Here is a 20,481-nt window from a genome sequence, read left to right as displayed (position 1 = left end):
CAGATGGACATCGGCACGCTCGTCACCCGAGCCGGCCACCGCTTCGGCGACCGCATCGCCGTGGAGGGGACGGACGCCGGCGACCGGCGCACCTTCGCCGAGTTGGCTGACCGCGTCACCCGGCTCGCCTCGGGACTGCTCGCGCTCGGCCTGCGCCCCGGCGACCGGGTCCTTGACCTGCAGAGCAACAGCACGGCATACGTCGAGACCGACCTGGCCATCCGCGCCGCCGGGCTCGTGCGCGTCGCCCTGAACTATCGGCTGCACCCCAGCGACTGGGAGCGGATCGCGACCGACTGCAGGGCCCGCGGTCTGATCTATCACGAGCAGTTCGCCGACGGCATCGCCGCGGTCCGCGGTCAGGTCGAGCACGTCGTGGTGGTCGGCGACGGCCCCGAGACCTCCCTCGACCAGCTCGCCGAGCAGGCGCAGAGCACCGTCCTGCCGTCCCGCGACCCCGACGACCTGTGCGGGCTGCACTACTCCTCGGGCACCACCGGGCACCCCAAGGGCGCCCAGCGCACCCACCGCAACTGGGTGTCCTCGGTGGTCAACATGACCTTCGACGTGCTGGGCGGGCTGCCCGGCCCCGACGACTGCTATGTGCACGCCGGGCCGGTCACGCACACCTCGGGGCTCTTCGTGCTGCCCTTCCTGGTCGCCGGAGCACGCCAGATCGTGCTTCCGAGCTGGGACCCGCAGACCTTCCTGGAGGCCGTCGGTGAGCGCGGTGCGACCCACACGGCGCTCGTGCCGACGATGGTGGCCCGGTTGCTCAGCGCCGGGGCCACCCGCGAGGACCTGGCCGGGCTGAAGATGCTCGGCTATGCCGGCGCCCCGATGCCACCGGAGCAGATGCGCCGCGCCCACGACGAGCTGACGCCGCACCTGGTGCAGTACTACGGGCTCGTCGAGGCCATCCCGCCGGTCACCGTCCTCGATGCCGCCGACCACGCCCGCGGGCTGGCGGGGGAGCCCGAGCTGCTCACCAGCGCCGGACGACCGGCCCTCGGGGTGGAGCTGGCCGTCGTGGACGAGGACGGTCGACGCGTGGCCCCCGGCGAGGTCGGCGAGGTCATCACCCGTGGCGACCACGTCATGGCGAGCTATTACAACGCCGCCGAGCGCACCGACCTGTCCAAGGCGGTCGTCGACGGCTGGCTGCACACCGGTGACCTGGGCAGGTTGTCCGAGGACGGGCACCTGTGGCTGGTCGACCGCAAGGGCGACATGATCATCTCCGGGGGCTACAACATCTATCCCCGTGAGGTCGAGGAAGTCATCGCCGAGGTGCCCGGGATCGACGAGGTCGCCGTCCTCGGCGTGAAAGACCCCGACTGGGGCCAGCGCGTCGTGGCCCTGGTGACCACGCGGGCCGGCTCCGAGGTGAGCACGGACGCGGTTCGCGAGCACTGCGCGAGCCGCCTGGCGGCATACAAGAAACCCAAGGAGGTGCGCGTGGTCGAGGAGCTCCCGCTCAACTCCACCGGCAAGATCGCCAAGAAGGTGCTGCGCGCCCAGCTCGAGGAGGAGCACCGATGAGCGACAGGACCCGCGAGGACACGAGCTTGCGAGGCCCGGAGCGGTCCGCGGAACTCATCAGGAGGGCCCGATGATGTGGCAGGACCCGGAACTGCGCACGGACTATGCCCCGGCGGAGGCCGAGCACCCGGGGGACTATCCCTTCACGCGCGGGGTCAGCGCCGAGCCCAAGGTCTGGATCATGGGGCAGTATGCCGGCTTCGGCACGGCCAAGGAGTCCAACGAGCGGTTCCGGTCCCTGCTGGACGCCGGCGTGACCGGCTTCTCGGTCGCCCTGGACCTGCCCAGCCAGATGGGCATCGACTCCGACGACCCGCGTGCGGTCGGCGAGGTCGGCCGGGTCGGCGTGGCGATCGACTCCCTGGCCGACATCGAGGTGCTGATGGACGGCATCCCACTGGAGGAGCTCTCCCAGGTGCGCACCACGGCCAACTCCATCGGCTATCTCTGGGCGGCCCTGTTCATCGCGCTCGCCGAGAAGCGGGGCGTGCACCCCAACGAGTTCGGCATGTTCATCCAGAACGACGTGCTCAAGGAGTTCATCGCGCGCGGCACCCAGATCTTCCCGCCGGAGGCGTCCCTGCGGCTGGCGGTGGACTGCATCGAGCACGTGGCCCGGGAGACGCCGCGCTGGACCCCACTCGCGATGAGCGGCTATCACATCCGCGAGTCGGGATCGTCTGCGACGCAAGAGATTGCGTTCACCTTTGCCAACGCCCGGGCCTATCTCAACGAGTGCGTCCGGCGCGGCGTCGACGTCGACCAGGTCGCACCGACGCTGTTCACCTTCCTGGCCATCACCACCGACGTGCTCCCCGAGGTCGCCAAGTTCCGCGCCGCCCGCCGGGTCTGGGCCAAGCTGCTCAAGGAGACCTACGGCGCCAAAGACCCGCGCAGCCAGCAGTTGCGGATCTTTGCGTTCACGGCCGGCTCCACGCTGACCGCGCAGCAGCCGATGAACAACATGGTGCGCACCTCCGTCGAGGCGACCGTCGCGGCCCTGGCCGGGGTGCAGACGATGCACGTCTCGGCCTATGACGAGGCCCTGGGCGTCCCGACGGCATCGGCCGCGACACTCGCGCTGCGGACCCAGCAGGTGGTCGCCTTCGAGACCGGGCTCACGCAGACTCTGGACCCGTTTGCCGGGTCGTATGCCGTGGAGCAGCTGACCGACGAGCTCGAGTCCTCCATCTGGTCCCTGATGGAGGACATCGAGGAGCGCGGTGGCGCCCTGGAGGCGATCAACTCCGGACGCTTCGCCCGCGATCTCGCGGAGGCGGCCTATCGGCACTCGCAAGCGGTCGAGTCGGGAGAGCGGGTCGTGGTCGGCGTCAACCGTTTCCCGGCCGACACCGAGCCGCTGGAGGTCTTCTCGATCGACCCGGGCACCGAAGCAGCGCAGGCAGACTCGGTGCGGTCGCTGCGCGAGACCCGCGACCAGGGGGCTGTTGACGCTGCCCTGTCCCGGCTCGCTGAGGACGTCGCGGCACAGCGGTCGGTCATGCCCGCGACGATCGAGGCAATCAAGGCCTACGCCACGCTCGGCGAGGTGGTCACGGTGCTGCGTGATGAGCTCGGCAGCTGGCGACCGTCTGCGGAGTTCTGAGCTGACGGATGAGCCGCTCAGACCGGGCCGGAACGCACGAGGGGCATACTGGGGGTGTGATGACCTCTCGTTCCAGTGCTCAGCGGAGCCACCTTGCCAGCAGTCCCTTCAAGCCAAAGATCGAGCCGGAGATCGAGTCTTTCGACCTCGATGACCGGGTGTCGCACCAGACCTACGGCCTCGGACGGGTCATTGGGCTGGAGAGCGCTGCCGTGTCCGTGGACTTCGGAGACTGCACCCGCCGCATCGTCAGCCCGTTCCACCGACTCGAGCTCCTCTAGCGCTCAGGGCTCACACCCCCCAGCGCTCACACCCCCAGCGCTCACCCCATCAGGGGATGAGCGCGAGCTTGCCGCCCGGGTGCTGGCCACCCAGGAACTCGGCAGCCTCGATGGCAGCCTCGAGCGGATAGGTCCGGGCCACCGGCACCTCGAGGAGTCCGCGCCCCGCGAGCTCGATGAGTCCGGCGCGCACCCCGTCACGGAAGGCCGCGCTCTGCGGGAAGGCCCCGGCGATCGCGCGGATGCCGTCGGCTGCGGCCCGATGCCGAGCGGCGATGGTGACGATCCGGTCGCGGTCGGCCACCAGGGCCAGCGAGACGTCGACGGCCTCGTCGGTGCCGACGCAGTCGAGCGCAGCGGCGACACCCTCACCAGCCAGCTCCCGCACCCGCTCCTGCAACCCGTCGCCATAGGCGACGGGCTCGCCACCGAAGCGGCGCACCTCCTCGAAACGCCGCTCGCTGGCCGTGCCGATCACCCGCACACCCCGCAGCGCGGCCTGCTGGAGCAGACTGACCCCGACCGCCCCAGAGGCGCCGTGGACCAGGATCGTCTCGCCCTCGGCGGCGCCGGTGACGTGCAGCATCTCGGACGCGGTCGTGCCGGCCAGCAGCAGGTTGGCGGCCGCCTCGAAGGAGACCGACGCAGGCTTGGCGAACACGTCCCGCGCGGGGACGTTCATCGCCGTGGTCCAGCCACCCCGCACCCGGAAGGCCAGCACCTCATCACCGACGCCGCCACCCCCTGAGGCGATCTCGGTGCCCGGGCCGAGGGCGGTCAGCACGCCGGCCACCTCGTAGCCCACGGGCTTGGGGAAGTCGTCCGTGGCACCGGTGGCGACGTGCTTGTGGTCGGCCGGGTTCATCCCCGCGGCGCGCACCTGCACGGTCACCTCCCCGGGGCCCGGCGGTGGCACCTCATGATCCATTAGCTCGAAGACCTCGAGGCCACCGGGACGAGTGGCGATCCAGCGCTGCGCCATCAGTGCCTCACCCACGGGCACCTCACCCACCGGCCGCTCAACCACGGGGCACCTCGATCAGCACGGCCGTGCCCTGACCGACGCCGATGCACGCTGCGGCCACGCCCAGTCCGCCACCGCGACGGGCCAGCTCGCGCGCCAGGTCGACGACGACCCGAGGAGCGCTGGCACCGAGAGGGTGACCGATCGCGATCGCGCCACCGTTGACGTTGACCTTGTCGCGGTCGATCTGTGGCAGGTCGTGCAGCACCGACAGGACCATCGCCGCGAACGCCTCGTTGATCTCCCACAGATCGATGTCGTCGAAGCCCAACCCCTCCCGCTCGAGCAGTTGTTGGATGGCCGGCACCGGAGCCACCGCGAACAGCTCGGGGGAGAGCGCGACGGTGCGCGACCCCACGATCCGGGCGATCGGCTCGATGCCCAGCTCGTCGGCGACCTCGACCGTGCCGATCAGCGTCGCCAGGGCACCATCGTTGATCGGTGAGGAGTTGCCGGCCGTCACCGCGCCCTCGGCCGTGAAAGCCGGTCGGAGCGCACCCAGCGTCTCCGTCGTCGACCCGGGCCGCAGCGACTCGTCCCGCTCCACGCCCTCCAGCGGCACCACGAAGCCGTCGTGGTGACCGGCCTCATAGGCGGCGTGGACCCGCTGGTGGGACCGTGCGGCATACGCATCCTGCTCGTCCCGACCGATGCCCCGAGCCTGCGCGACCGCCTGCGCGCTGGCCCCCAGCGACATCGTCCACTCGTCCGGGAAGGCCGGGTTGACCATCCGCCACCCCACCGTCGTCTGGTGCAGCTCCATCCGCCGGGGGAGGGCCTCATCGGGTTTGGGCAGGACATAGGGCGCGCGGCTCATCCCCTCCACGCCACCGGCGATCATCAGGCGTGCGTCCCCGACCGCGACGGCGCGCGAGGCCTGCACCAGCGCCTCCGACCCCGAGGCGCACAACCGGTTCACGGTCGCACCGGGCACGGTCACCGGCAGGCCAGCCAGCAGCGCCGCCATCCGGGCGACATTGCGGTTCTCCTCGCCGGCGCCATTGGTGTTGCCATAGATGACGTCCTCGATCGTCGCAGGGTCGAGACCGGGGTGCCGTGCCAGCAACTCGCGGATCGGGACCGCGCCCAGGTCGTCGGTGCGCACGTGCGAGAGTCCGCCCCGCAGTTTCCCGAAGGGCGTGCGCACGGCATCGAGCAGGAAGGTCTCGTGTCCGATCATGGGTCCATCATGCCGGGGTGCAGCATGGGCGGGTGCGGCACCTGCGGTTCACCCGCGAGCTGATGGAGCCGCTCGGTGCCGATCTGCTGGCCCCGCGGGATGGCTCGGTCGTGCATTCAAACAGGTGACGTCGCGCGGGCATCTGCATCAGCGCAGGTCAGCGCCCTGCACTCTGGCGGACAGCGTCACGTTGCCGGTTCGGGTGCACTGCATGGGTCGCTCAGACCAGTTCCCAGATGACGTGGACCGTGGCAGTCACCGTGTGCTCGCCGGCCTCGATCGGCATCGAGCCGCTGTCGAAGGCGGCGGCGCGGGCGAGCTTCGGGCTCGGCCCACCGCCGTCTCCGGGCTGGTCCCGCACTCCGCGCACGGTGCCGAGCTCGCGGCCGGCGAGGGCGGCAAACTGCTCGGCGCGCTCGCGAGCGTCGGCAAACGCGGCCTCGCGGGCAGCGCGTTGCAGCTCAGCGGGATCGGACACTGACAGCGAGAGCCCGTCGATGCCGAGGGTGTCCCCGGCGGCCTCCGACAGCGCGGTGACCACCTCACCCGCCAGGTCCGTGCCGGGCAGTGACAGCCGCAGCTGCTGGGAGGCGGTGTAGCCGATGACGCCGCGGCCCTCGCGGTCATGCCGGGTGTGCAGGCTCAGCCCCTGGGTGCGAGGTGGTGGCACGGGGGAGGAGCGATAGGTGGCCGTCCGCTCCACGACGGCGCGCACGCCCTCAGAGACGGCCCGCAGGCTGTCGGCCACCGTGTCGCGCTCGGCCTGGATCCGCAGCTCGAGCACCACCAGGTCGGGGACTCCGCTGGACTGTCCGCTGCCGGTGACCTCGATCGTGTCCGTCATGGCGCGATGCTACGCCCGAAACCGGTGCTGACGTGGCACTCTGGGGAAGACAGGGTGCCCGCCCGGGCACGGGCAGGAGGTCGGCCATGACGCACCGTCAGCTCCCACCGGTCGAGGTTGCGCCAGTGCACGACGGCGGCTACCTCTCGGGTTTCCTGTTGCTGCGCCGGTGGCCCGAGGACCCGGTCGAGTGGGCCCAGTTCCTGGTCCTGGCCGTGCAGATGGCCGCCATGCCGGGGATGCTCCCGCAGGGCAGCACCGTCTTCCGGGTCGTGGAGCAGGTGCCCGAGGGTGGCCCGCCCGGGGCCATCGGGCTGGTTCACGCCGAGGGGCAGCTGCTCGGGGATCACCCGCTCGTGCCCGGCCAGTTCGCCGACAGCACCCCGCCCGGTCTGGCCGTCCTGCACCCGCCCAGCAGCACCGTCAGCTCGGTCTCCTCCTATGAGACGGCCTCCGGCTGCATCCTGCTGCCCGGTGTCCCCGACCTCGGGCTGGATCACCGCGCCGCGTGGGCCGAGGCGGACCGCGATGGCACCGTCACCCGGATGGCCAGCAGGTCGGGAGTGGATCCCCTGGGCGACGCCGACACTGCGGCGCTGTCGCTGCTGCTGGTCGCCTGACCCGGGCGTCCGCCGACCGGCGGACGCGGGAGTGGTGCGTGACGGCATACGCCGTGGTGGAGCGGGTGACGAGAATCGAACTCGCGTGGCCAGTTTGGAAAACTGGGGCTCTACCATTGAGCTACACCCGCGTGCTGGCCGTGTGTGGGATTCAGCCAACGAGGGACTACTGTACTGCCCATCCCCGCTGAGTTGCGAAACGGCTCAGACGTGGGGTGTGCACGGGGTATGGCGCAGCTTGGTAGCGCGTCCGCTTTGGGAGCGGAAGGCCGCCGGTTCGAATCCGGCTACCCCGACCCATTACCATGGGGCGATCTATGGTTGTCCGGCTGCCCTGTTGCCGGCGCCGACCGTCAGGAGTGTGCCGGGTCAACCGGTCACGCACGTGCGGTCCGGTGGACCATCCGTGGATCCCGAACGTCAACGACCAGATTCTGGAGTGCCGCAACAGTGAAGAGTGCCGTCGAGACCCTGAGCCCGACCCGGGTGAAGCTGACTGTGGAGGTCACCTCCGAGGAGCTTCAGCCCCGGATGGATGCGGCCTACAAGACCATCGCCCAGCAGGTCAACATCCCGGGCTTCCGGCGCGGCAAGGTGCCCAACCGCATCATTGACCAGCGCTTCGGCCGGGGTGCCGTCGTGCAGGAGGCCGTCAACGACGCCCTGGGGGAGTACTACTCCCAGGCGCTGGCCGAGCACGAGGTCAAGCCGATGGGCCAGCCCGAGGTCAACATGACCGAGCTGCCCCTGGAGGATGGCCAGCAGCTGAAGTTCGACGCCGAGGTGGACGTCGTCCCCGAGTTCGAGCTGCCCGACTTCAGCACGCTCAACGTCGAGGTCGACCCGGTCGCCGTCGACGAGGCCGACGTGCAGACCCGCCTGGACAACCTGCTGGCCCGCTTCGGCACGCTGGTCGGTGTCGACCGCGCCGCCCAGGACGGTGACTTCACCTCCGTGGACATCAGCGCGATCCTGGACGGCGAGCAGATCGACTCGGCCGAGGGCATCTCCTACGAGATCGGCTCCGGCACCATGCTCCCGGGCATGGACGAGGCCCTCATCGGCCACACCGCCGGCGAGACCGTCGAGTTCACCGCGCCGCTGGCCGGTGGCGACAAGGCCGGTCAGGACGCCGAGATCACCCTCGTGCTGCAGACCGTCAAGGAGCGTCAGCTGCCCGAGCAGGACGACGAGTTCGCCCAGCTCGCCTCTGAGTTCGACACGTTCGAGGAGCTCATGGAGGACCTGCGCGCGCAGTCCGAGCAGGGCGCGAAGTTCGAGCAGGGCGTCCAGGCCCGCGACAAGGTCCTGGAGCAGATGCTCGAGCTCGTCGACATCCCCGTGCCGGACTCGGTCGTCGAGGCCGAGGTGCACAGCCACCTGGAGAACGAGAACCGCCTCGAGGACGACGTGCACCGCGCCGAGGTCACCGAGAGCACCCAGAAGGCCGTCAAGACCCAGCTGCTGCTGGACAAGCTGGTCGAGCGTGACGAGGTGCAGGTCGAGCAGAACGAGCTCGTCGAGTATCTCGTGATGGCCGCCCAGCAGTACGGCATGAACCCCAACGAGTTCGCCCAGCAGCTCGACAGCCAGAACCAGGTCCCCGGCATGGTGGCCGAGGTCGGCCGCCGCAAGGCCCTGGCCTCTGTGCTCGAGAGCGTGACCGTCAAGGACACCGACGGCAACGTCGTCGACCTCAACGAGATCGAGACCGGTGACGAGGACGAGGCCGCTGCGGCCGACTCCGGGGACTCCGTGGACAGCGCCGACTCCGAGGACTCGGTCGACAGCGCCGACTCGGTGGACAGTGTTGACTCCGTCGACTCGCCCGACGAGGACGAGGACGCGACTGAGGTCGAGCCCGCCGAGAAGGCCTGACCGCACAGCACCACCCGACGCGGGCTGCCGGAGACTTCCGGCGGCCCGCGTCGTCGTTGTGTGGGGACCAACCAGCCGTATGCCGTGGGGCCGGCCCCGTCAGGTCAGCCCAGCGAGCGGATGGGCACCTGAGCAATGACCTCCGGTGCGTCCCCGACGTGGAGCAGCCCGAGCCCGGAGGTGGTGCGGGTCATCGCGACGTAGAGATCGCTGAGGCCACGCGGTGCCGCCAGGATGCCGCCGACGTCGGCGACAAGGACCCCGTCAAACTCCAGGCCCTTGGCCTGGGTGGGGGTGATCACCACGCAGCTGGAGTCGAGATCCAGGCCCTCGCCCGCAGAGGTGCCCGGCACGAGGTCAGCGACCGCTGACGCCAGGTCGGTCAGCAACTCCGGAGGAGCGATCACCGCGAGGTGGCCACCGGCCAGAGCAGCGTGCTCCTGCGCGGCCAGCTGCGCCGTGCCCCCGATCAGGTCCTCGTCGACCTGCAGACGCCAGGGCGAGCTGGCACCGGATCGTGCGGAGACCGGCTGGGGAGCCGTCGGATCCAGGGCGCGCAGCACCGGGAGCGCGGCGTCGACCACCTCCTGGGGCGTGCGGTAGTTCACCGTGAGCTCGACGACCTGCCAGCGTCGTCGCGGGTGGGCTGCCGTTAGGGTGTCCCAGGAGGTCGTGCCGTCGGCAGATGACGTCTGGTGGACATCGCCGACGATGGTCAGCGAGCCCGACGGCACCCGGCGCAGGAGCATCCGCCACTGCATCGGGCTCAGCTCCTGGGCCTCATCGACGACCGCGTGGCCATAGGCCCATGTGCGGTCCGCAGCGGCCCGCTCGGCCAGCACCCGGGTGTCTCTCTCGGCAAACCGGTCGGCCATCGCCTCAGCAGACACACCGCGGGTCCCGGTGCTGGCCAGCACGCGGCGGGCATAGGCCAGGTCGCGCTCGCGGGCTGCCACCGCAGCAGAGGGATTGTCGGTGTCGTCCGTGCCGAGCAGCTCGGCGGCCTCATCGAGCAGCGCGATGTCGGCCAGGCTCCACCCGCCCCCGGCGGAGCGGTGCAGCAGCTCGATCGGGCCGCTCTCGCCGAGCGTCTGATCAGTGTCGATCGCTGCCAGGGCCGAGACCAGCCGGTCGCGGTCGCCGAGCAGATCCTCGCGGAAGCCCTCAGGGGTCAGTGCCGGCCAGAGCCCGTCGATCACCGCTGCCACGTCGGCATCGGCCTCGAGCTCGGCACGCACCCGGTCTCGCTCGTGGGCCGCGACCGTGCCGGTCACCTCGGTGCCCGCGGCGTCGACCTGTCCGGGCAGCTGGTCGGTGCCCTTTGACAGTGAGGCGTCCACCCGCCGGAGCTCGGCCTCGAAACCCTCCTCGACGTCGGTGAGTAGCTGCTCGCCGTGGGCCACGACCAGATCGGTCACGTGGCTCCACAGCTCCTCCCGGAAAGCGCGTCCGGCGGAGTTGAAGTCGTGGCCGCCGCGGGTGGCGTGGGACCGAGCCGCCGCGATGACCGAGGCCGCGAGCTGGAAGGTGTCGCCGTCAAAGGTGAGGTCCGTGTCCCGAGCCGGTGCCTGCCGGTCGGCGACTGCTGCGGCGATGACGTCCGCCATCGCCGGGTGCCCCTTCAGGGCCGCGACTGCCGCGTCCTCGGCCCGGGTCGGTGTCACGCCCGGGAGCAAGGTGTCCGGGGTCGTCAGCACTGCCTGGGTCTCGCCGAGGGAGGGCAGGACCGCCTCGATGTAGGACAGGAAGGTCGCGTTGGGACCGACGACCAGCACCCCGCTCTCGGCGATCCGCGGATAGGTGTAGAGCAGTAAGGCGGCACGGTGCAGCGCCACGGCCGTCTTGCCCGTGCCCGGTCCGCCCTGCACCACGAGGATCCCCTCGGCACCGGAGCGGATGATGCGATCCTGCTCGCCCTGCAGCGTCGCCACGATGTCGCCCATCCGCCCCGTGCGGTGCGCGGTCAGCGACTCCATCAGGGCGGCCTCACCGACGAAGGCGTCGGCTTGGTGGCCTTCTGCGCCGTCGTCCGGACCAGCCTGCTCCAGGTCCAGCAACTCGTCGTTGACTCCCGTCACCCTCCGGCGCCCGGTCCGGATGTGACGACGCCGGCGGACGTCCGAGCCCGAGCCGACGGTCGCTGTGTAGAAGCTCGCGGCGGCCGGTGCTCGCCAGTCCACCAACAACGGCGAGAGCTCCTCGTCGCGCAGCCCCATCCGGCCGATGTGGATGCGCTCGCCGTCGGCGCGGTCCAACCGCCCGAAGTAGAGGCCGTTCTCAGCCCGCTCCAGGTCTGCGCGACGGGTGGCCAGCGCAGCCATCCGGGCATCGCGGTCCAGGAGGTCCTGCGCACTGCCGCCATGACCGGCCGGGGCCGCAGCCAGGTCCGCTTCCACCTCCGCGCGCAATTGCTCCACCCGGGCATACAGCCCGTCCAGATAGTCCTGCTCCTCGCGGATCGCCCCGTCGAGTGCCTGTTCGTCCGTGCTCACGCGTCCCCTCACGTCGATGATCGAGGGGTGAGCAACAGCAGCGGTGACCGGGATATTCCCGCCCGCTCTCGGCGCGGCCGTCCTCAGCGTCGGCATGTCCGTACTCTCCACGACTACCTTGATGAACTCGGACCCTTCCTCGACCCTGGCATCTACCCAGGACTCGGTCTCCTCCGGATGCTCCAGCCGTGGGAGGCCACTGTTGCGGGGCGGGTGCCCGCCTGGTGCCGTGGCCAGGAATCCGGCGGTGATCAGATCGGACTCCTCCAGAATCCCTGTGCGCTTCAGCTCAGCAGTCCGTTCGGGGTCCGGAGCACTGTAGAGATCCAGTTGGGTGGTCACGCCGAAGCGGACGGCGCTGGGAACGAGGCTGGTCGGCGGATCGTAGTGGAGGTGGGAGTCGATCAGCCCTGGTAGGACGGTGTTGCCGCGGCCATTCAGCACCTCAGCGCCAGGGGGAACTGGTCCATCTCCCACTCTGCTGATCGATCAAGCCGTCCTGCAGGAGTAGGTCAGTGGGTCCCCTCAGCGCCTCTCCGTCAAAGACGAGGACATCGGTCATCAGCGTCGGCCTGGGCGAGCTGAATTGCGTCGGTAGCACGACTTCACGACGGAGCGGTCGCGGATGCGCTGGAGGTGACCACGACGGAACCGGACCGCTGGTCAAACGCACGCTATCGCGGGGATCCCCTGAACTGCAGGCTGCCAGGGCCACCCCGAGCAGACCAGCCCCGAACGAGCGGCGGCTGAGCTGGGCCTTGTCGATCTCAGCGACGTCCGCCCGCATGAGTCCCCAGGAAGGCAGGTGGCTGCGCCACCGGCCCCCGAGCCACGCCCTCACCAACGCCAGGGACCCCGGCCTCCGCCGCCTCTGCCGAGGACAGGAACCCCTCGTAGGCCTGGCTGACCGCGCCAGATCTGCGAACCGCTTCAACCAAGGCGTCCGTGTGCGAGTCAGCCAAACACATCCGACCTTCGGCACCGCGTTCTGACACCCGACTCACGACCGCCCTGGTGAGAGCCTCGACTTCCGTGCCCGAGGTCCGCAGCACAAGATGGTGCTGAGCCAGCGTCTCTACCCAGTTCACTCGCTCGGCCACGGTCAGTCTCGCGAGAGCCTGGCCAAGAATCTTGCCGAGGAGCTCCTCGTCCGCGGTGCGCATCACGTAACGGAACCGTGCCACTGCCACCACCTGCGGGTCTGGTTCCTGGCGTCGTCGCCTGCCGAGAATCATGCCCATACCCCAATCGGTCTGGTCGAACGTGCCAAAAACCTTAACCGATCTGCACCTGCCGTGCTCGACGAAAGGTCAGTCAGTGCCTGCGACCGCGCAAGGTTCCGTGCTCACGCGCCCGCAATTTTCGGTGCGTCTCGACATCGAGATTGATCCCATCGTCTCGAGGGCTCAAGGCAGTTCTGGCCCGAGGCTTTCATGCTGAATTGGAGCTTGTTACAGCACCTGGCCTAGTGGATCCAGGCGTTGTTGCTGACAAGGATCCTGGGAGTCTCGCCCTCGCAGGCCGTTGGCAGCGCCGTCTCATCCTGAATCAGCATTCCGGAGACATCGAGCTCGTCCCCCACTGCGAACTTGTAACTATCCCCGCTCACGGTCTGAGATTTCACATCCCAAGAGGCGGGCATGGGGAGCGCGAGCGTGACGAACCCGTGGTCCCCCGAATCGTCGGTGTAGAGGACGCCTAAGCACTCGCCTCTGAGAGTGAGGGTCCCGTGGAGATCCCAATCTGGCGCCATGAGCTCACCGCGGTACTCCAGGGTGCTGCCATCAGCGGGTCCTTCGAATGATGCGAACGGAAGATCCGGGTCGGCCTTGAGCGTGGAGCCGTCCTCCTGGTCACTCGAGCAGCCGGTGAGCAGAACAGCCGCTGCGATCAGTGTTGCGGCACGGCTGGGGACGGAGGGGCGCACGGCACGGACTGTACTGCTAGGAGTCCGTCGTCAGCGCGTAACCGACGCTGATGCCGGGAGGGAGAGGCTGCATCGAACTCAAGTGCCGCCGTTGCTGCCCGGCCAGATTCAGCCTGGTGCGACTGCACTCTTCGCGAGAGGGAAGGGAACCCCGGCCCGCTCGCAGAGCCGCAGGTAGGCCCTCGTCATATAGAACGCATAGCTGAGTGTCGCCAGCGTTCCGCCGACTCCGGCGACCGCGAACACCACGAGCCACGACACCTCGTCATCGCGCGCGAGCACCCCCGCCACGACGGCAGCAGCCATCGCGATGGGGCCAAGCACGTAGTCAATCTGGCGCCCGAAGATGCGGCCCATCGGTATGAAATGCGCCCCAATCACGAAGACCATCAGAGGGAGCACCCACCTGCCCTGACCGAACACCAGCAACAGGATCGCGCCAAGCATCCAGATCGGATGCGTGATGCTGTTCAGCAGGCCCATCGCATTGCTGATCCGTTGATCCTCCGGTGTCGGGTTGTTGGGGAAAAGGGTCGCGTGACGAACCTGCAGGGTTCCCCGGACGATGAACAACACTGCGGCAGCCAGCACGAGCAGGAACGCGACAGCACCGGCGCTACCCCAGGCGAAGGGCCACCAGGCGGAATACAGGATCGAGTACGCACCCATGAGCGAGGGAAGGAAGGCGTTGCCCCGCGCCGCCGAGCCGAACCACTCAGGCGCCTGGATCGCGCCCGCACGCCCACGCAATGCCATGGCACATGGTCTCAAATGCCTGATCATGCAAGATTGCCCGGGCCGGCATCCGCGGCCAGACAGTGCACGGCCGACAGAGCCCAATCGTGCAAGGTTGATCGGGCCGGGCGTGCACCCTTGGCTGCATCTTGAAGCCTCCCGCGGGGAGGGGCTGCTGCGCTCAGGGCGAACACGGACTGACTGCGGGAGTGTGCCAGCGATTCCGGGCGTTAGGGTCACTGACGAAGGACGCGGCAGCGCCGCGACCACCAGCGATGAGATGGAGCAGATGGTGACCAACAACGAGATCGTCGCGGCCAGCGAACGACCGGTGGCCGGACTGGACGACCAGATCTACAACCGCCTCCTGAAGGAACGGATCATCTTCCTCGGCTCGGATGTGCGGGACGACAACGCCAACGCGATCTGCGCGCAGCTGCTGCTGTTGGCCGCTGAGGACTCCGAGAAGGACATCTGGCTCTACATCAACTCCCCGGGCGGCTCGGTCAGCGCCGGCATGGCGATCTACGACACCATGCAGTGGGTGCCCAACGACGTGGCGACCGTGGCGATGGGCCTGGCGGCCTCGATGGGGCAGTTCCTGCTCTCCGCGGGCGCACCGGGCAAGCGTTATGCCACCCCGCACGCCAAGGTGATGATGCACCAGCCGTCCGGCGGCATCGGCGGCACGGCCAGTGACATCAAGATCCAGGCAGAGCAGATGCTGCACACCAAGCGCGAGATGGCGGCGCTGATTGCCGAGCACACCGGCCAGCCTGTGGAGCAGATCGAGGCGGACTCCGACCGCGACCGCTGGTTCACCGCGCAGGCGGCCAAGGAGTATGGCTTCGTGGACCACGTCTACGAGCGCTCCGACGACGCCGGCGCCAAGGCCTGAGCCGCACCGACCAGAGACGAGAGAGAGCAATCATGACTCAGATGCCGTATGCCGGAGGGTCGGCCCTGGCAGGACCGTCCAGCCGCTACATCCTGCCGCAGTTCGAGGAGCGCACCTCCTACGGCACCAAGCGCCAGGACCCCTACACCAAGCTGTTCGAGGACCGCATCATCTTCCTGGGCATCCAGGTGGACGACGCCTCGGCGGGGGACATCATCGCCCAGCTGATCGTGCTGGAGAGCCAGGACCCCGACCGGGACATCCTGATGTACATCAACTCCCCGGGCGGCTCCTTCACGGCGCTGACCGCGATCTACGACACGATGCAATACATCAAGCCTGATGTGCAGACCTTCGTGATCGGCCAGGCAGCCTCGGCAGCTGCGGTGTTGCTGGCCGCGGGCACGCCGGGCAAGCGGTTCGCGCTGCCCAACGCCCGCGTCCTGATTCACCAGCCGGCCCTGGCTGGCGGTGACTACGGCCAGGCCTCGGACATCGAGATCCAGGCCAACGAGGTGCTCCGCATGCGCACCTGGCTCGAGGAGACCTGGGCCAAGCACTCGGGCAAGACCACCGAGCAGGTCCGCAAGGACATCGAGCGCGACAAGATCCTGACCGCGGCCGAGGCCAAGGAATACGGTCTGATCGACGAGGTCCTCGACTCCCGCAAGGCGTCCGCGGCTCTCTGATTTCACGCACGTTCCAGAGCGGGTCAGCCCACTGAGGGCTGGCCCGCTCTGTCATGTGCGCTCGGTCGTGCCTCAGCCCGGTGGGGTGAGGTGCCGCAGCACGGAGCGGATCAGTTCGACGCGCTCCTCAGGCGTGTCTCCGGTGGCGATGTTGCCGGCCAGCGCCAGTGTCGCGAAGCCGTGGGTGAGGCTCCAGGCGGCCAGGGCCAGCGGGTTGGTCCGCGGGTTGCCGGGCTGGTCCTGGCCCGCGAAGTCCGCGGCGCCGAGCATCAGCGCCCCCGCGAGGTTGTCGAGAGCCTCGCTCAGGACCGGATCCTCCTCGTCGACCAGGTCGGGACGAAACATCACCTGGAAGTGCGCCGGGTGATCCAGGGCCCACTCGACATAGGCGATGCCGACGTCCAGGAACGATTTCGGGCCGGTGATCTCGACCGCACCCAGGGCGCTCGTCATGCTGGCATAGCCCTGGGCAGCCAGGGCGGTGAGCAGACCGGCCCGGTCTCCGAAGTGGTGGCGGAACGCCGTGTGGCTGACCTCGGTCGCCCGCGCCAGACCGCGGATGCTGAGCCGGTCGACGCCGTCCCGACCGATCGCCTCGACCGCTGCGTCGAGCAGGGCCCGGCGCAGATCTCCGTGGTGATAATGCATCCGAGAAACTTACCACTGGCAATATCGATCGCCAGGACGTAGTCTTTCCAGTGGAAAGATTCGTCTCGAAGGGATTGATCATGCTGAGTTCATCCGCGGCCCAGACTGGCGGCATCGTCCTGCTCACCGTGGTCGCGATCGCCTATGGCGGCACCTTCTTGCTGCGGGTGGCCACCGCCAAGGTGCCGACCAACGACCTCCAGCGATCCTTCTTCCGGGCTGGGCACGCCCACGCCGGGGTGCTGGTGATCCTGGGTCTGGTGGCCACCCTCTATGTCGACCTCGCCGGGGTCGACGGGATCTTGCGCAGCCTGACGGGGTTGATCCTGTTGGCCGCGATCTTGATGCCAGCAGGGTTTTTCCTGTCCGTGATCGGCCGTGACCCGCAGCGTCCAAACGCCCTGTTTGCGCTCATCTGGCTGGGCGCGCTGAGCCTCACCGTGGGCGTCATTGCCGCGGGCGTCGGACTGCTCACGGTGTGACCCCGCCGTGCGCCTGGGTCTCCCCGGGGGCGCTGGGGGAGCTGATCAGGTTGCAGAGTGATAACAATTGACCAATTGTTGACAATTTCTTGGGGCTCCACCTCGCCTCTGTTTGCGCAGGTCAGAGCACGTATGCGGAGTGGTTGAGGAGGTCTTTGGGTCGGAGGGGCCGCGTGTCGTCAGTTGAGGTCGGGAGCACAGTTCCCTACGTTGGACACGATTCCGAAGTCCCCCGAGGGGCGACGTCTGGTCGTGTGTCGCGTGGCGCACGGTCCGTAGGCACCAGCCTCGTCCAACCGAAAGGACCTATCTACATGAGCAGTTCACGAACCCGTCGCGGTGCAGTGGCGACCGCCGCACTGACCGCCGGAGTGCTCGCCCTCGCTGGCTGTGGCGACGACGGCGGCGGCGATGGCAACACCCTGGAGAACGCCCAGGAGTCGGGCACCATCAAGATCGCCTACGCCGGTGAGATCCCCTACAGCTACGAGAACGACGAGGGTGAGCTGACGGGCGCCGTCATGGCGATCGACGAGGCCATCTTCAACGAGCTCGGCATCGACAACGTCGAGGGCCAGCTCGTCGAGTGGGACGCCCAGATCCCCGGGCTCAACAAGGGTGAGTATGACGCCGTCTCCTCCGGCATGTCGATCCTGCCGGACCGGTGTGAGCGCGGTGCCTTCGCCGAGCCGACCATCATGTACACCAGCACGCTCATGGTGCCGGAGGGCAACCCCGAGGGCCTCACCGACTTCACCAGCTTCGAGGGCGGCGACGCCACTCTGGCGGTGCAGTCCGGTGCGATCGAGCAGGGCTTCGCCGACTCCATCGGCATCGGTGGCACGATGGTCGTCAACTCCGCCCAGGACGGCATGGACGCAGTCGCCAACGGCCGCGCCGACGCCTTCGCGCTGACGAACATCACCCTGTCGATCATGGCCGAGGAGAACCCCGACGCGGGCATCGAGACCACCGGGCCCTTCGTGGCCGAGGTGGACGGGCTCGCCCAGATCAGTGGCGGCTCGACCGTCTTCCGCCAGGACGACACCGAGCTGCTGGAGGCCTACAACGAGGAGTTGGCCAAGATCGTCCAGGACGAGGACCGCTTCCTGGAGCTCGTCGGCGAGTTCGGCTTCACCGATGCTGAGCGTCCCCCGGAGGGCCTGACCGCCCAGATGCTGTGTGACGGTGACCTGGAGGCGGCCAACGAGGCGGCCGACAGCGCTGGTGGCGGTGACTCTGAGGACTCCACCGACGACTCCGCTGACTCCACCGACGGCTGACTCACACTCTCGTGAGTGATTTCTTTGAGGGCCTCACCACGGCCCTGCCGCGACTGCTCGGGGAAGGCCTGCAGGCCACCCTGATCTCCTTCGCTGGCGGGGCCGTGTTGATGGTCATCGTCGCCGTGCTGCTCGGCGTGGCCGGGCACCAGGGGCCGGGTTGGCTCCAGGTGATCTCTCGGGTGATCGTGGAGTTCTTCCGTGGCACCTCGCTGGTGGTGCAGCTGTTCTTCATCTTCTACGCCATCCCGACGTTGACCGGTGTCGACCTGGGCTCGATGTGGTCCGCCATCATTGGCCTCGGTCTGAACTACGGTGCCTATGGCGCCGAGGTGGTCCGCGGGTCCCTGAACGCTGTGCCCAAGGGGCAGTGGGAGACCACCACGGCACTGTCTATGCCCTGGACCACCAAGATGCGCCGGGTGATCTGGCCCCAGGCCTGGGCCCTGATGCTGCCTGGCTTGAACAACCTGACGGTCATGCTCATCAAGGGCACCGCAGTCGTGGGTCTGGTGCTGCTCAGTGACCTCACCTTCGAGGCAGACACGCTGCGTCGCCAGGTCGGTACCTGGCCGGCCTTCATCTCGGCCCTGTTGATCTACTACGTCATCGCCCTGGTGGTCTCCACCATCATGCGGGCGATGGAGCGTCGTGCCCAGCGCAAGCTCGGTCTCGGTGACTACGCAATCCGGCAGGCCCGCAAGGACGCGGACAAGGTGCTCGCTGGCGCTGCTGCTGCTGGTGGTTCCACCGGCGTCGCAGGCGGCCTCGGGACGACCTCACTGCGAGATCCCGACAAAGATCGAGAGGAGCGTGACGACTGATGTTTGAGATCGATCTCTTCTTTGAGGCTATCCCTGAATTGCTTGAGGCGTTCATCAAGATCACCCTGGTCGTCACAATCCTCGGGTCGGTGATGGCGGCGGTGCTCGGCCTGGTCTGGGCGATTCTGTTGCGCCAGTTGCCGTCACTGGTGGCCGCACCGCTGGCCTTCGTGCTCGACTTCATCCGGCTCACGCCGCTGCCGGTGCACCTCCTGCTGATCTACTACACGTTCAACTCGCTCAGTGGTCTGACGGTCGGCGTGCTGGTCTTCGGTGTGCACTACTCGACCTACATGGCCGAGTCCTATCGCGCCGGCATCGAGTCGATCAGGTCCGGACAGTGGGAGGCCGCCACGGCGCTCTCGCTGCCGCCGAGTCGGACGTGGCGTGCTGTCATCCTGCCCCAGGCCATCCGCAACACCTTGCCGTCGCTGGGCAACTGGGCCATCGCCATGTTCAAGGACACTCCGTTCCTGATCTTCATCTCGGTGGTGGAGATGGTGACGGCCGCCCGCCAGTTCGGTGGTCAGCACTTCACCTACACGGAGGCGTTCACGGTGGCTGGTCTGCTCTTCTTGGTGGCGAGCTATCCCACCGCGGTTCTCATGCGAAAGTTGGAGAAGAAACTTGCCTACTGACCAGACCTCTTCCGCTGACGCCTACGCGTCGAACGGTGGCGCACCCCGCATCCAGTTCCAGGATGTGGTCAAGAAGTTCGGTGAAACCACAGTCCTTCAGGGGCTCAACTTCCAGGTCGGGCGAGGTGACCGCGTCACGCTCATCGGGCCGTCCGGATCGGGCAAGACGACGATCCTGCGCTTGTTGATGACACTGGAGGACCTCACCGACGGTTACATCTATGTCGACGGGCACCCGCTGACCCACGAGGAACGCGGTGGCAAGCGGGTCGCGCTGAAGCCGAAGCAGGTCAGCAAGATCCGCAAGCGCATCGGGATGGTCTTCCAGCAGTTCAACCTGTTCCCCAACATGACGGTGCTGGAGAACATCATCGAGGCGCCTGTCCACGTGCTCGGACAGTCGACTGACCAGGCGAAGACCAAGGCGCAGGAACTGCTAGATCGCGTGGGTCTGGGCAACCGAGGCGATGCGCACCCGATGCAGCTCTCCGGTGGCCAGCAGCAGCGCGTGGCCATTGCCCGCGCGCTGGCGATGGACCCCGAGATCCTGTTGCTCGACGAGGTCACCTCTGCTCTGGACCCGGAGTTGGTGGGTGACGTGCTGGGTGTGCTGCAGGATGTCGCCGCCACCACGGACATCACGATGCTGATCGTCACGCACGAGATGCAGTTTGCCCAGGATGTGTCGGACCGGGTGATGATGTTTGACGGTGGTCGGATCATCGAGGAGGGCCACCCGGACAAGATCTTCTCCAATCCCGACAACGAGCGCACCCAGCAGTTCCTGCAGGCTGTGCTCTGAGCTACACCTGTGCCCCGGCGTGATCCGGGTGTCACACGCGTCACAACCCCGGCCGGGCGTCCCCGGCCGGGGTTGCGCTATCAGCGGA

General features: G+C 68.2%; 19 protein-coding genes and 2 tRNA genes. 13 read left to right on the top strand and 8 right to left on the bottom strand.

Annotated features, from left to right (window positions below):
* Nucleotides 1-3 precede the first annotated feature (3 nt).
* The 3 genes from NF556_RS15220 to NF556_RS15210 all read left to right on the top strand — a co-directional run bounded on the left by NF556_RS15220 (nucleotide 4) and on the right by NF556_RS15210 (nucleotide 3,429).
* On the top strand, nucleotides 4-1,542 hold the full coding sequence (locus NF556_RS15220; protein ID WP_252591809.1) for an AMP-binding protein: 1,539 nt from the start codon (nucleotides 4-6) through the stop codon (nucleotides 1,540-1,542).
* A gap of 70 nt (nucleotides 1,543-1,612) precedes the next feature.
* Nucleotides 1,613-3,148 carry an acyl-CoA mutase large subunit family protein gene (locus NF556_RS15215; RefSeq protein WP_252591808.1) on the top strand — a complete coding sequence of 512 codons (1,536 nt, stop codon included), beginning with the start codon at nucleotides 1,613-1,615 and terminating at the stop codon, nucleotides 3,146-3,148.
* 59 nt (nucleotides 3,149-3,207) lie between these two features.
* Nucleotides 3,208-3,429 (top strand): hypothetical protein, encoded by a 222-nt coding sequence (locus tag NF556_RS15210; RefSeq protein WP_252591807.1) that lies wholly within the window; start codon nucleotides 3,208-3,210, stop codon nucleotides 3,427-3,429.
* A gap of 49 nt (nucleotides 3,430-3,478) precedes the next feature.
* Here NF556_RS15210 and NF556_RS15205 read toward each other — a convergent pair whose 3' ends face one another.
* The 3 genes from NF556_RS15205 to NF556_RS15195 form a co-directional block, all read right to left on the bottom strand.
* On the bottom strand, nucleotides 3,479-4,411 hold the full coding sequence (locus NF556_RS15205; protein ID WP_252595824.1) for a quinone oxidoreductase family protein: 933 nt from the start codon (nucleotides 4,409-4,411) through the stop codon (nucleotides 3,479-3,481).
* A 37-nt stretch (nucleotides 4,412-4,448) separates the two neighbouring features.
* Nucleotides 4,449-5,633 (bottom strand): thiolase family protein, encoded by a 1,185-nt coding sequence (locus NF556_RS15200; protein ID WP_252591806.1) that lies wholly within the window; start codon nucleotides 5,631-5,633, stop codon nucleotides 4,449-4,451.
* Nucleotides 5,634-5,853: 220 nt separating this feature from the next.
* Entirely contained in the window at nucleotides 5,854-6,477 is a 624-nt protein-coding gene (locus NF556_RS15195; protein WP_252591805.1) for an SIMPL domain-containing protein, read from the bottom strand.
* 86 nt (nucleotides 6,478-6,563) lie between these two features.
* Between NF556_RS15195 and NF556_RS15190 the strand changes: the two genes are divergently transcribed.
* Nucleotides 6,564-7,097 carry a peptidase gene (locus tag NF556_RS15190; RefSeq protein ID WP_252591804.1) on the top strand — a complete coding sequence of 178 codons (534 nt, stop codon included), beginning with the start codon at nucleotides 6,564-6,566 and terminating at the stop codon, nucleotides 7,095-7,097.
* 57 nt (nucleotides 7,098-7,154) lie between these two features.
* On the opposite strand, the gene NF556_RS15185 is transcribed toward NF556_RS15190, so the two are convergent.
* Nucleotides 7,155-7,228, bottom strand: a tRNA-Gly gene (locus tag NF556_RS15185).
* 91 nt (nucleotides 7,229-7,319) lie between these two features.
* Between NF556_RS15185 and NF556_RS15180 the strand changes: the two genes are divergently transcribed.
* Together NF556_RS15180 and tig are read left to right on the top strand one after the other, a co-directional pair.
* Nucleotides 7,320-7,393, top strand: a tRNA-Pro gene (locus NF556_RS15180).
* Between the two features lie 154 nt (nucleotides 7,394-7,547).
* Nucleotides 7,548-8,975, top strand: a complete 1,428-nt coding sequence (gene tig / locus NF556_RS15175; protein WP_256829321.1) for a trigger factor — start codon at nucleotides 7,548-7,550, stop codon at nucleotides 8,973-8,975.
* A gap of 104 nt (nucleotides 8,976-9,079) precedes the next feature.
* On the opposite strand, the gene NF556_RS15170 is transcribed toward tig, so the two are convergent.
* The 3 genes from NF556_RS15170 to NF556_RS15160 all read right to left on the bottom strand — a co-directional run bounded on the left by NF556_RS15170 (nucleotide 9,080) and on the right by NF556_RS15160 (nucleotide 14,150).
* Nucleotides 9,080-11,809: a HelD family protein gene (locus NF556_RS15170; protein ID WP_252591802.1), complete on the bottom strand. Its 2,730-nt coding sequence runs from the start codon at nucleotides 11,807-11,809 to the stop codon at nucleotides 9,080-9,082.
* A gap of 1,123 nt (nucleotides 11,810-12,932) precedes the next feature.
* Entirely contained in the window at nucleotides 12,933-13,394 is a 462-nt protein-coding gene (locus NF556_RS15165) for a hypothetical protein (RefSeq protein ID WP_252591801.1), read from the bottom strand.
* A 108-nt stretch (nucleotides 13,395-13,502) separates the two neighbouring features.
* Nucleotides 13,503-14,150: a hypothetical protein gene (locus tag NF556_RS15160; protein ID WP_252591800.1), complete on the bottom strand. Its 648-nt coding sequence runs from the start codon at nucleotides 14,148-14,150 to the stop codon at nucleotides 13,503-13,505.
* Between the two features lie 268 nt (nucleotides 14,151-14,418).
* Here NF556_RS15160 and NF556_RS15155 point away from each other — a divergent pair, with 268 nt between their 5' ends.
* Nucleotides 14,419-15,027, top strand: a complete 609-nt coding sequence (locus NF556_RS15155) for an ATP-dependent Clp protease proteolytic subunit (protein ID WP_252591799.1) — start codon at nucleotides 14,419-14,421, stop codon at nucleotides 15,025-15,027.
* Nucleotides 15,028-15,059: 32 nt separating this feature from the next.
* Nucleotides 15,060-15,716 carry an ATP-dependent Clp protease proteolytic subunit gene (locus NF556_RS15150; protein WP_252591798.1) on the top strand — a complete coding sequence of 219 codons (657 nt, stop codon included), beginning with the start codon at nucleotides 15,060-15,062 and terminating at the stop codon, nucleotides 15,714-15,716.
* Nucleotides 15,717-15,788: 72 nt separating this feature from the next.
* On the opposite strand, the gene NF556_RS15145 is transcribed toward NF556_RS15150, so the two are convergent.
* Nucleotides 15,789-16,364: a TetR/AcrR family transcriptional regulator gene (locus NF556_RS15145; protein WP_252591796.1), complete on the bottom strand. Its 576-nt coding sequence runs from the start codon at nucleotides 16,362-16,364 to the stop codon at nucleotides 15,789-15,791.
* A gap of 80 nt (nucleotides 16,365-16,444) precedes the next feature.
* On the opposite strand from NF556_RS15145, the gene NF556_RS15140 reads away from it, so the two are divergent.
* The 5 genes from NF556_RS15140 (at nucleotide 16,445) to ehuA (ending at nucleotide 20,393) form a co-directional block, all read left to right on the top strand.
* Complete coding sequence (locus tag NF556_RS15140) at nucleotides 16,445-16,846, top strand: hypothetical protein (protein WP_252591795.1); 402 nt, start codon at nucleotides 16,445-16,447, stop codon at nucleotides 16,844-16,846.
* 314 nt (nucleotides 16,847-17,160) lie between these two features.
* A complete protein-coding gene (locus NF556_RS15135) occupies nucleotides 17,161-18,129 on the top strand; it encodes a transporter substrate-binding domain-containing protein (RefSeq protein ID WP_252591794.1) in 969 nt (322 codons plus the stop codon).
* A gap of 11 nt (nucleotides 18,130-18,140) precedes the next feature.
* Nucleotides 18,141-18,953 (top strand): amino acid ABC transporter permease, encoded by an 813-nt coding sequence (locus NF556_RS15130; RefSeq protein ID WP_252591793.1) that lies wholly within the window; start codon nucleotides 18,141-18,143, stop codon nucleotides 18,951-18,953.
* Nucleotides 18,953-19,591, top strand: a complete 639-nt coding sequence (locus NF556_RS15125) for an amino acid ABC transporter permease (RefSeq protein ID WP_252591792.1) — start codon at nucleotides 18,953-18,955, stop codon at nucleotides 19,589-19,591. The genes NF556_RS15130 and NF556_RS15125 overlap by 1 nt, the downstream gene beginning before the upstream one ends.
* Nucleotides 19,581-20,393, top strand: a complete 813-nt coding sequence (gene ehuA / locus NF556_RS15120) for an ectoine/hydroxyectoine ABC transporter ATP-binding protein EhuA (RefSeq protein ID WP_289781756.1) — start codon at nucleotides 19,581-19,583, stop codon at nucleotides 20,391-20,393. The genes NF556_RS15125 and ehuA overlap by 11 nt, the downstream gene beginning before the upstream one ends.
* Nucleotides 20,394-20,481: the final 88 nt, after the last annotated feature.

Origin of the sequence: Ornithinimicrobium faecis (genome assembly GCF_023923225.1) — a bacterium.
GTDB classification, from domain to species: Bacteria; Actinomycetota; Actinomycetes; order Actinomycetales; family Dermatophilaceae; genus Ornithinicoccus; species Ornithinicoccus faecis.
The sequence above is the reverse complement of the archived record's forward strand: the minus strand, read 5'-3'. Positions and strand labels throughout refer to the sequence as shown.

What these genes read in the sequence shown, in the direction of transcription:
- NF556_RS15200 (WP_252591806.1), bottom strand. Translation starts at nt 5,633, where the DNA reads ATGATCGGACACGAGACCTTCCTGCTCGATGCCGTGCGCACGCCCTTC.
- NF556_RS15150 (WP_252591798.1), top strand. Translation starts at nt 15,060, where the DNA reads ATGACTCAGATGCCGTATGCCGGAGGGTCGGCCCTGGCAGGACCGTCC.
- NF556_RS15160 (WP_252591800.1), bottom strand. Translation starts at nt 14,150, where the DNA reads ATGGCATTGCGTGGGCGTGCGGGCGCGATCCAGGCGCCTGAGTGGTTC.
- NF556_RS15145 (WP_252591796.1), bottom strand. Translation starts at nt 16,364, where the DNA reads ATGCATTATCACCACGGAGATCTGCGCCGGGCCCTGCTCGACGCAGCG.
- NF556_RS15210 (WP_252591807.1), top strand. Translation starts at nt 3,208, where the DNA reads ATGACCTCTCGTTCCAGTGCTCAGCGGAGCCACCTTGCCAGCAGTCCC.
- NF556_RS15125 (WP_252591792.1), top strand. Translation starts at nt 18,953, where the DNA reads ATGTTTGAGATCGATCTCTTCTTTGAGGCTATCCCTGAATTGCTTGAG.
- NF556_RS15190 (WP_252591804.1), top strand. Translation starts at nt 6,564, where the DNA reads ATGACGCACCGTCAGCTCCCACCGGTCGAGGTTGCGCCAGTGCACGAC.
- NF556_RS15155 (WP_252591799.1), top strand. Translation starts at nt 14,419, where the DNA reads ATGGTGACCAACAACGAGATCGTCGCGGCCAGCGAACGACCGGTGGCC.
- NF556_RS15220 (WP_252591809.1), top strand. Translation starts at nt 4, where the DNA reads ATGGACATCGGCACGCTCGTCACCCGAGCCGGCCACCGCTTCGGCGAC.
- NF556_RS15135 (WP_252591794.1), top strand. Translation starts at nt 17,161, where the DNA reads ATGAGCAGTTCACGAACCCGTCGCGGTGCAGTGGCGACCGCCGCACTG.
- NF556_RS15195 (WP_252591805.1), bottom strand. Translation starts at nt 6,477, where the DNA reads ATGACGGACACGATCGAGGTCACCGGCAGCGGACAGTCCAGCGGAGTC.
- NF556_RS15215 (WP_252591808.1), top strand. Translation starts at nt 1,613, where the DNA reads ATGATGTGGCAGGACCCGGAACTGCGCACGGACTATGCCCCGGCGGAG.
- NF556_RS15205 (WP_252595824.1), bottom strand. Translation starts at nt 4,411, where the DNA reads ATGGCGCAGCGCTGGATCGCCACTCGTCCCGGTGGCCTCGAGGTCTTC.
- NF556_RS15140 (WP_252591795.1), top strand. Translation starts at nt 16,445, where the DNA reads ATGCTGAGTTCATCCGCGGCCCAGACTGGCGGCATCGTCCTGCTCACC.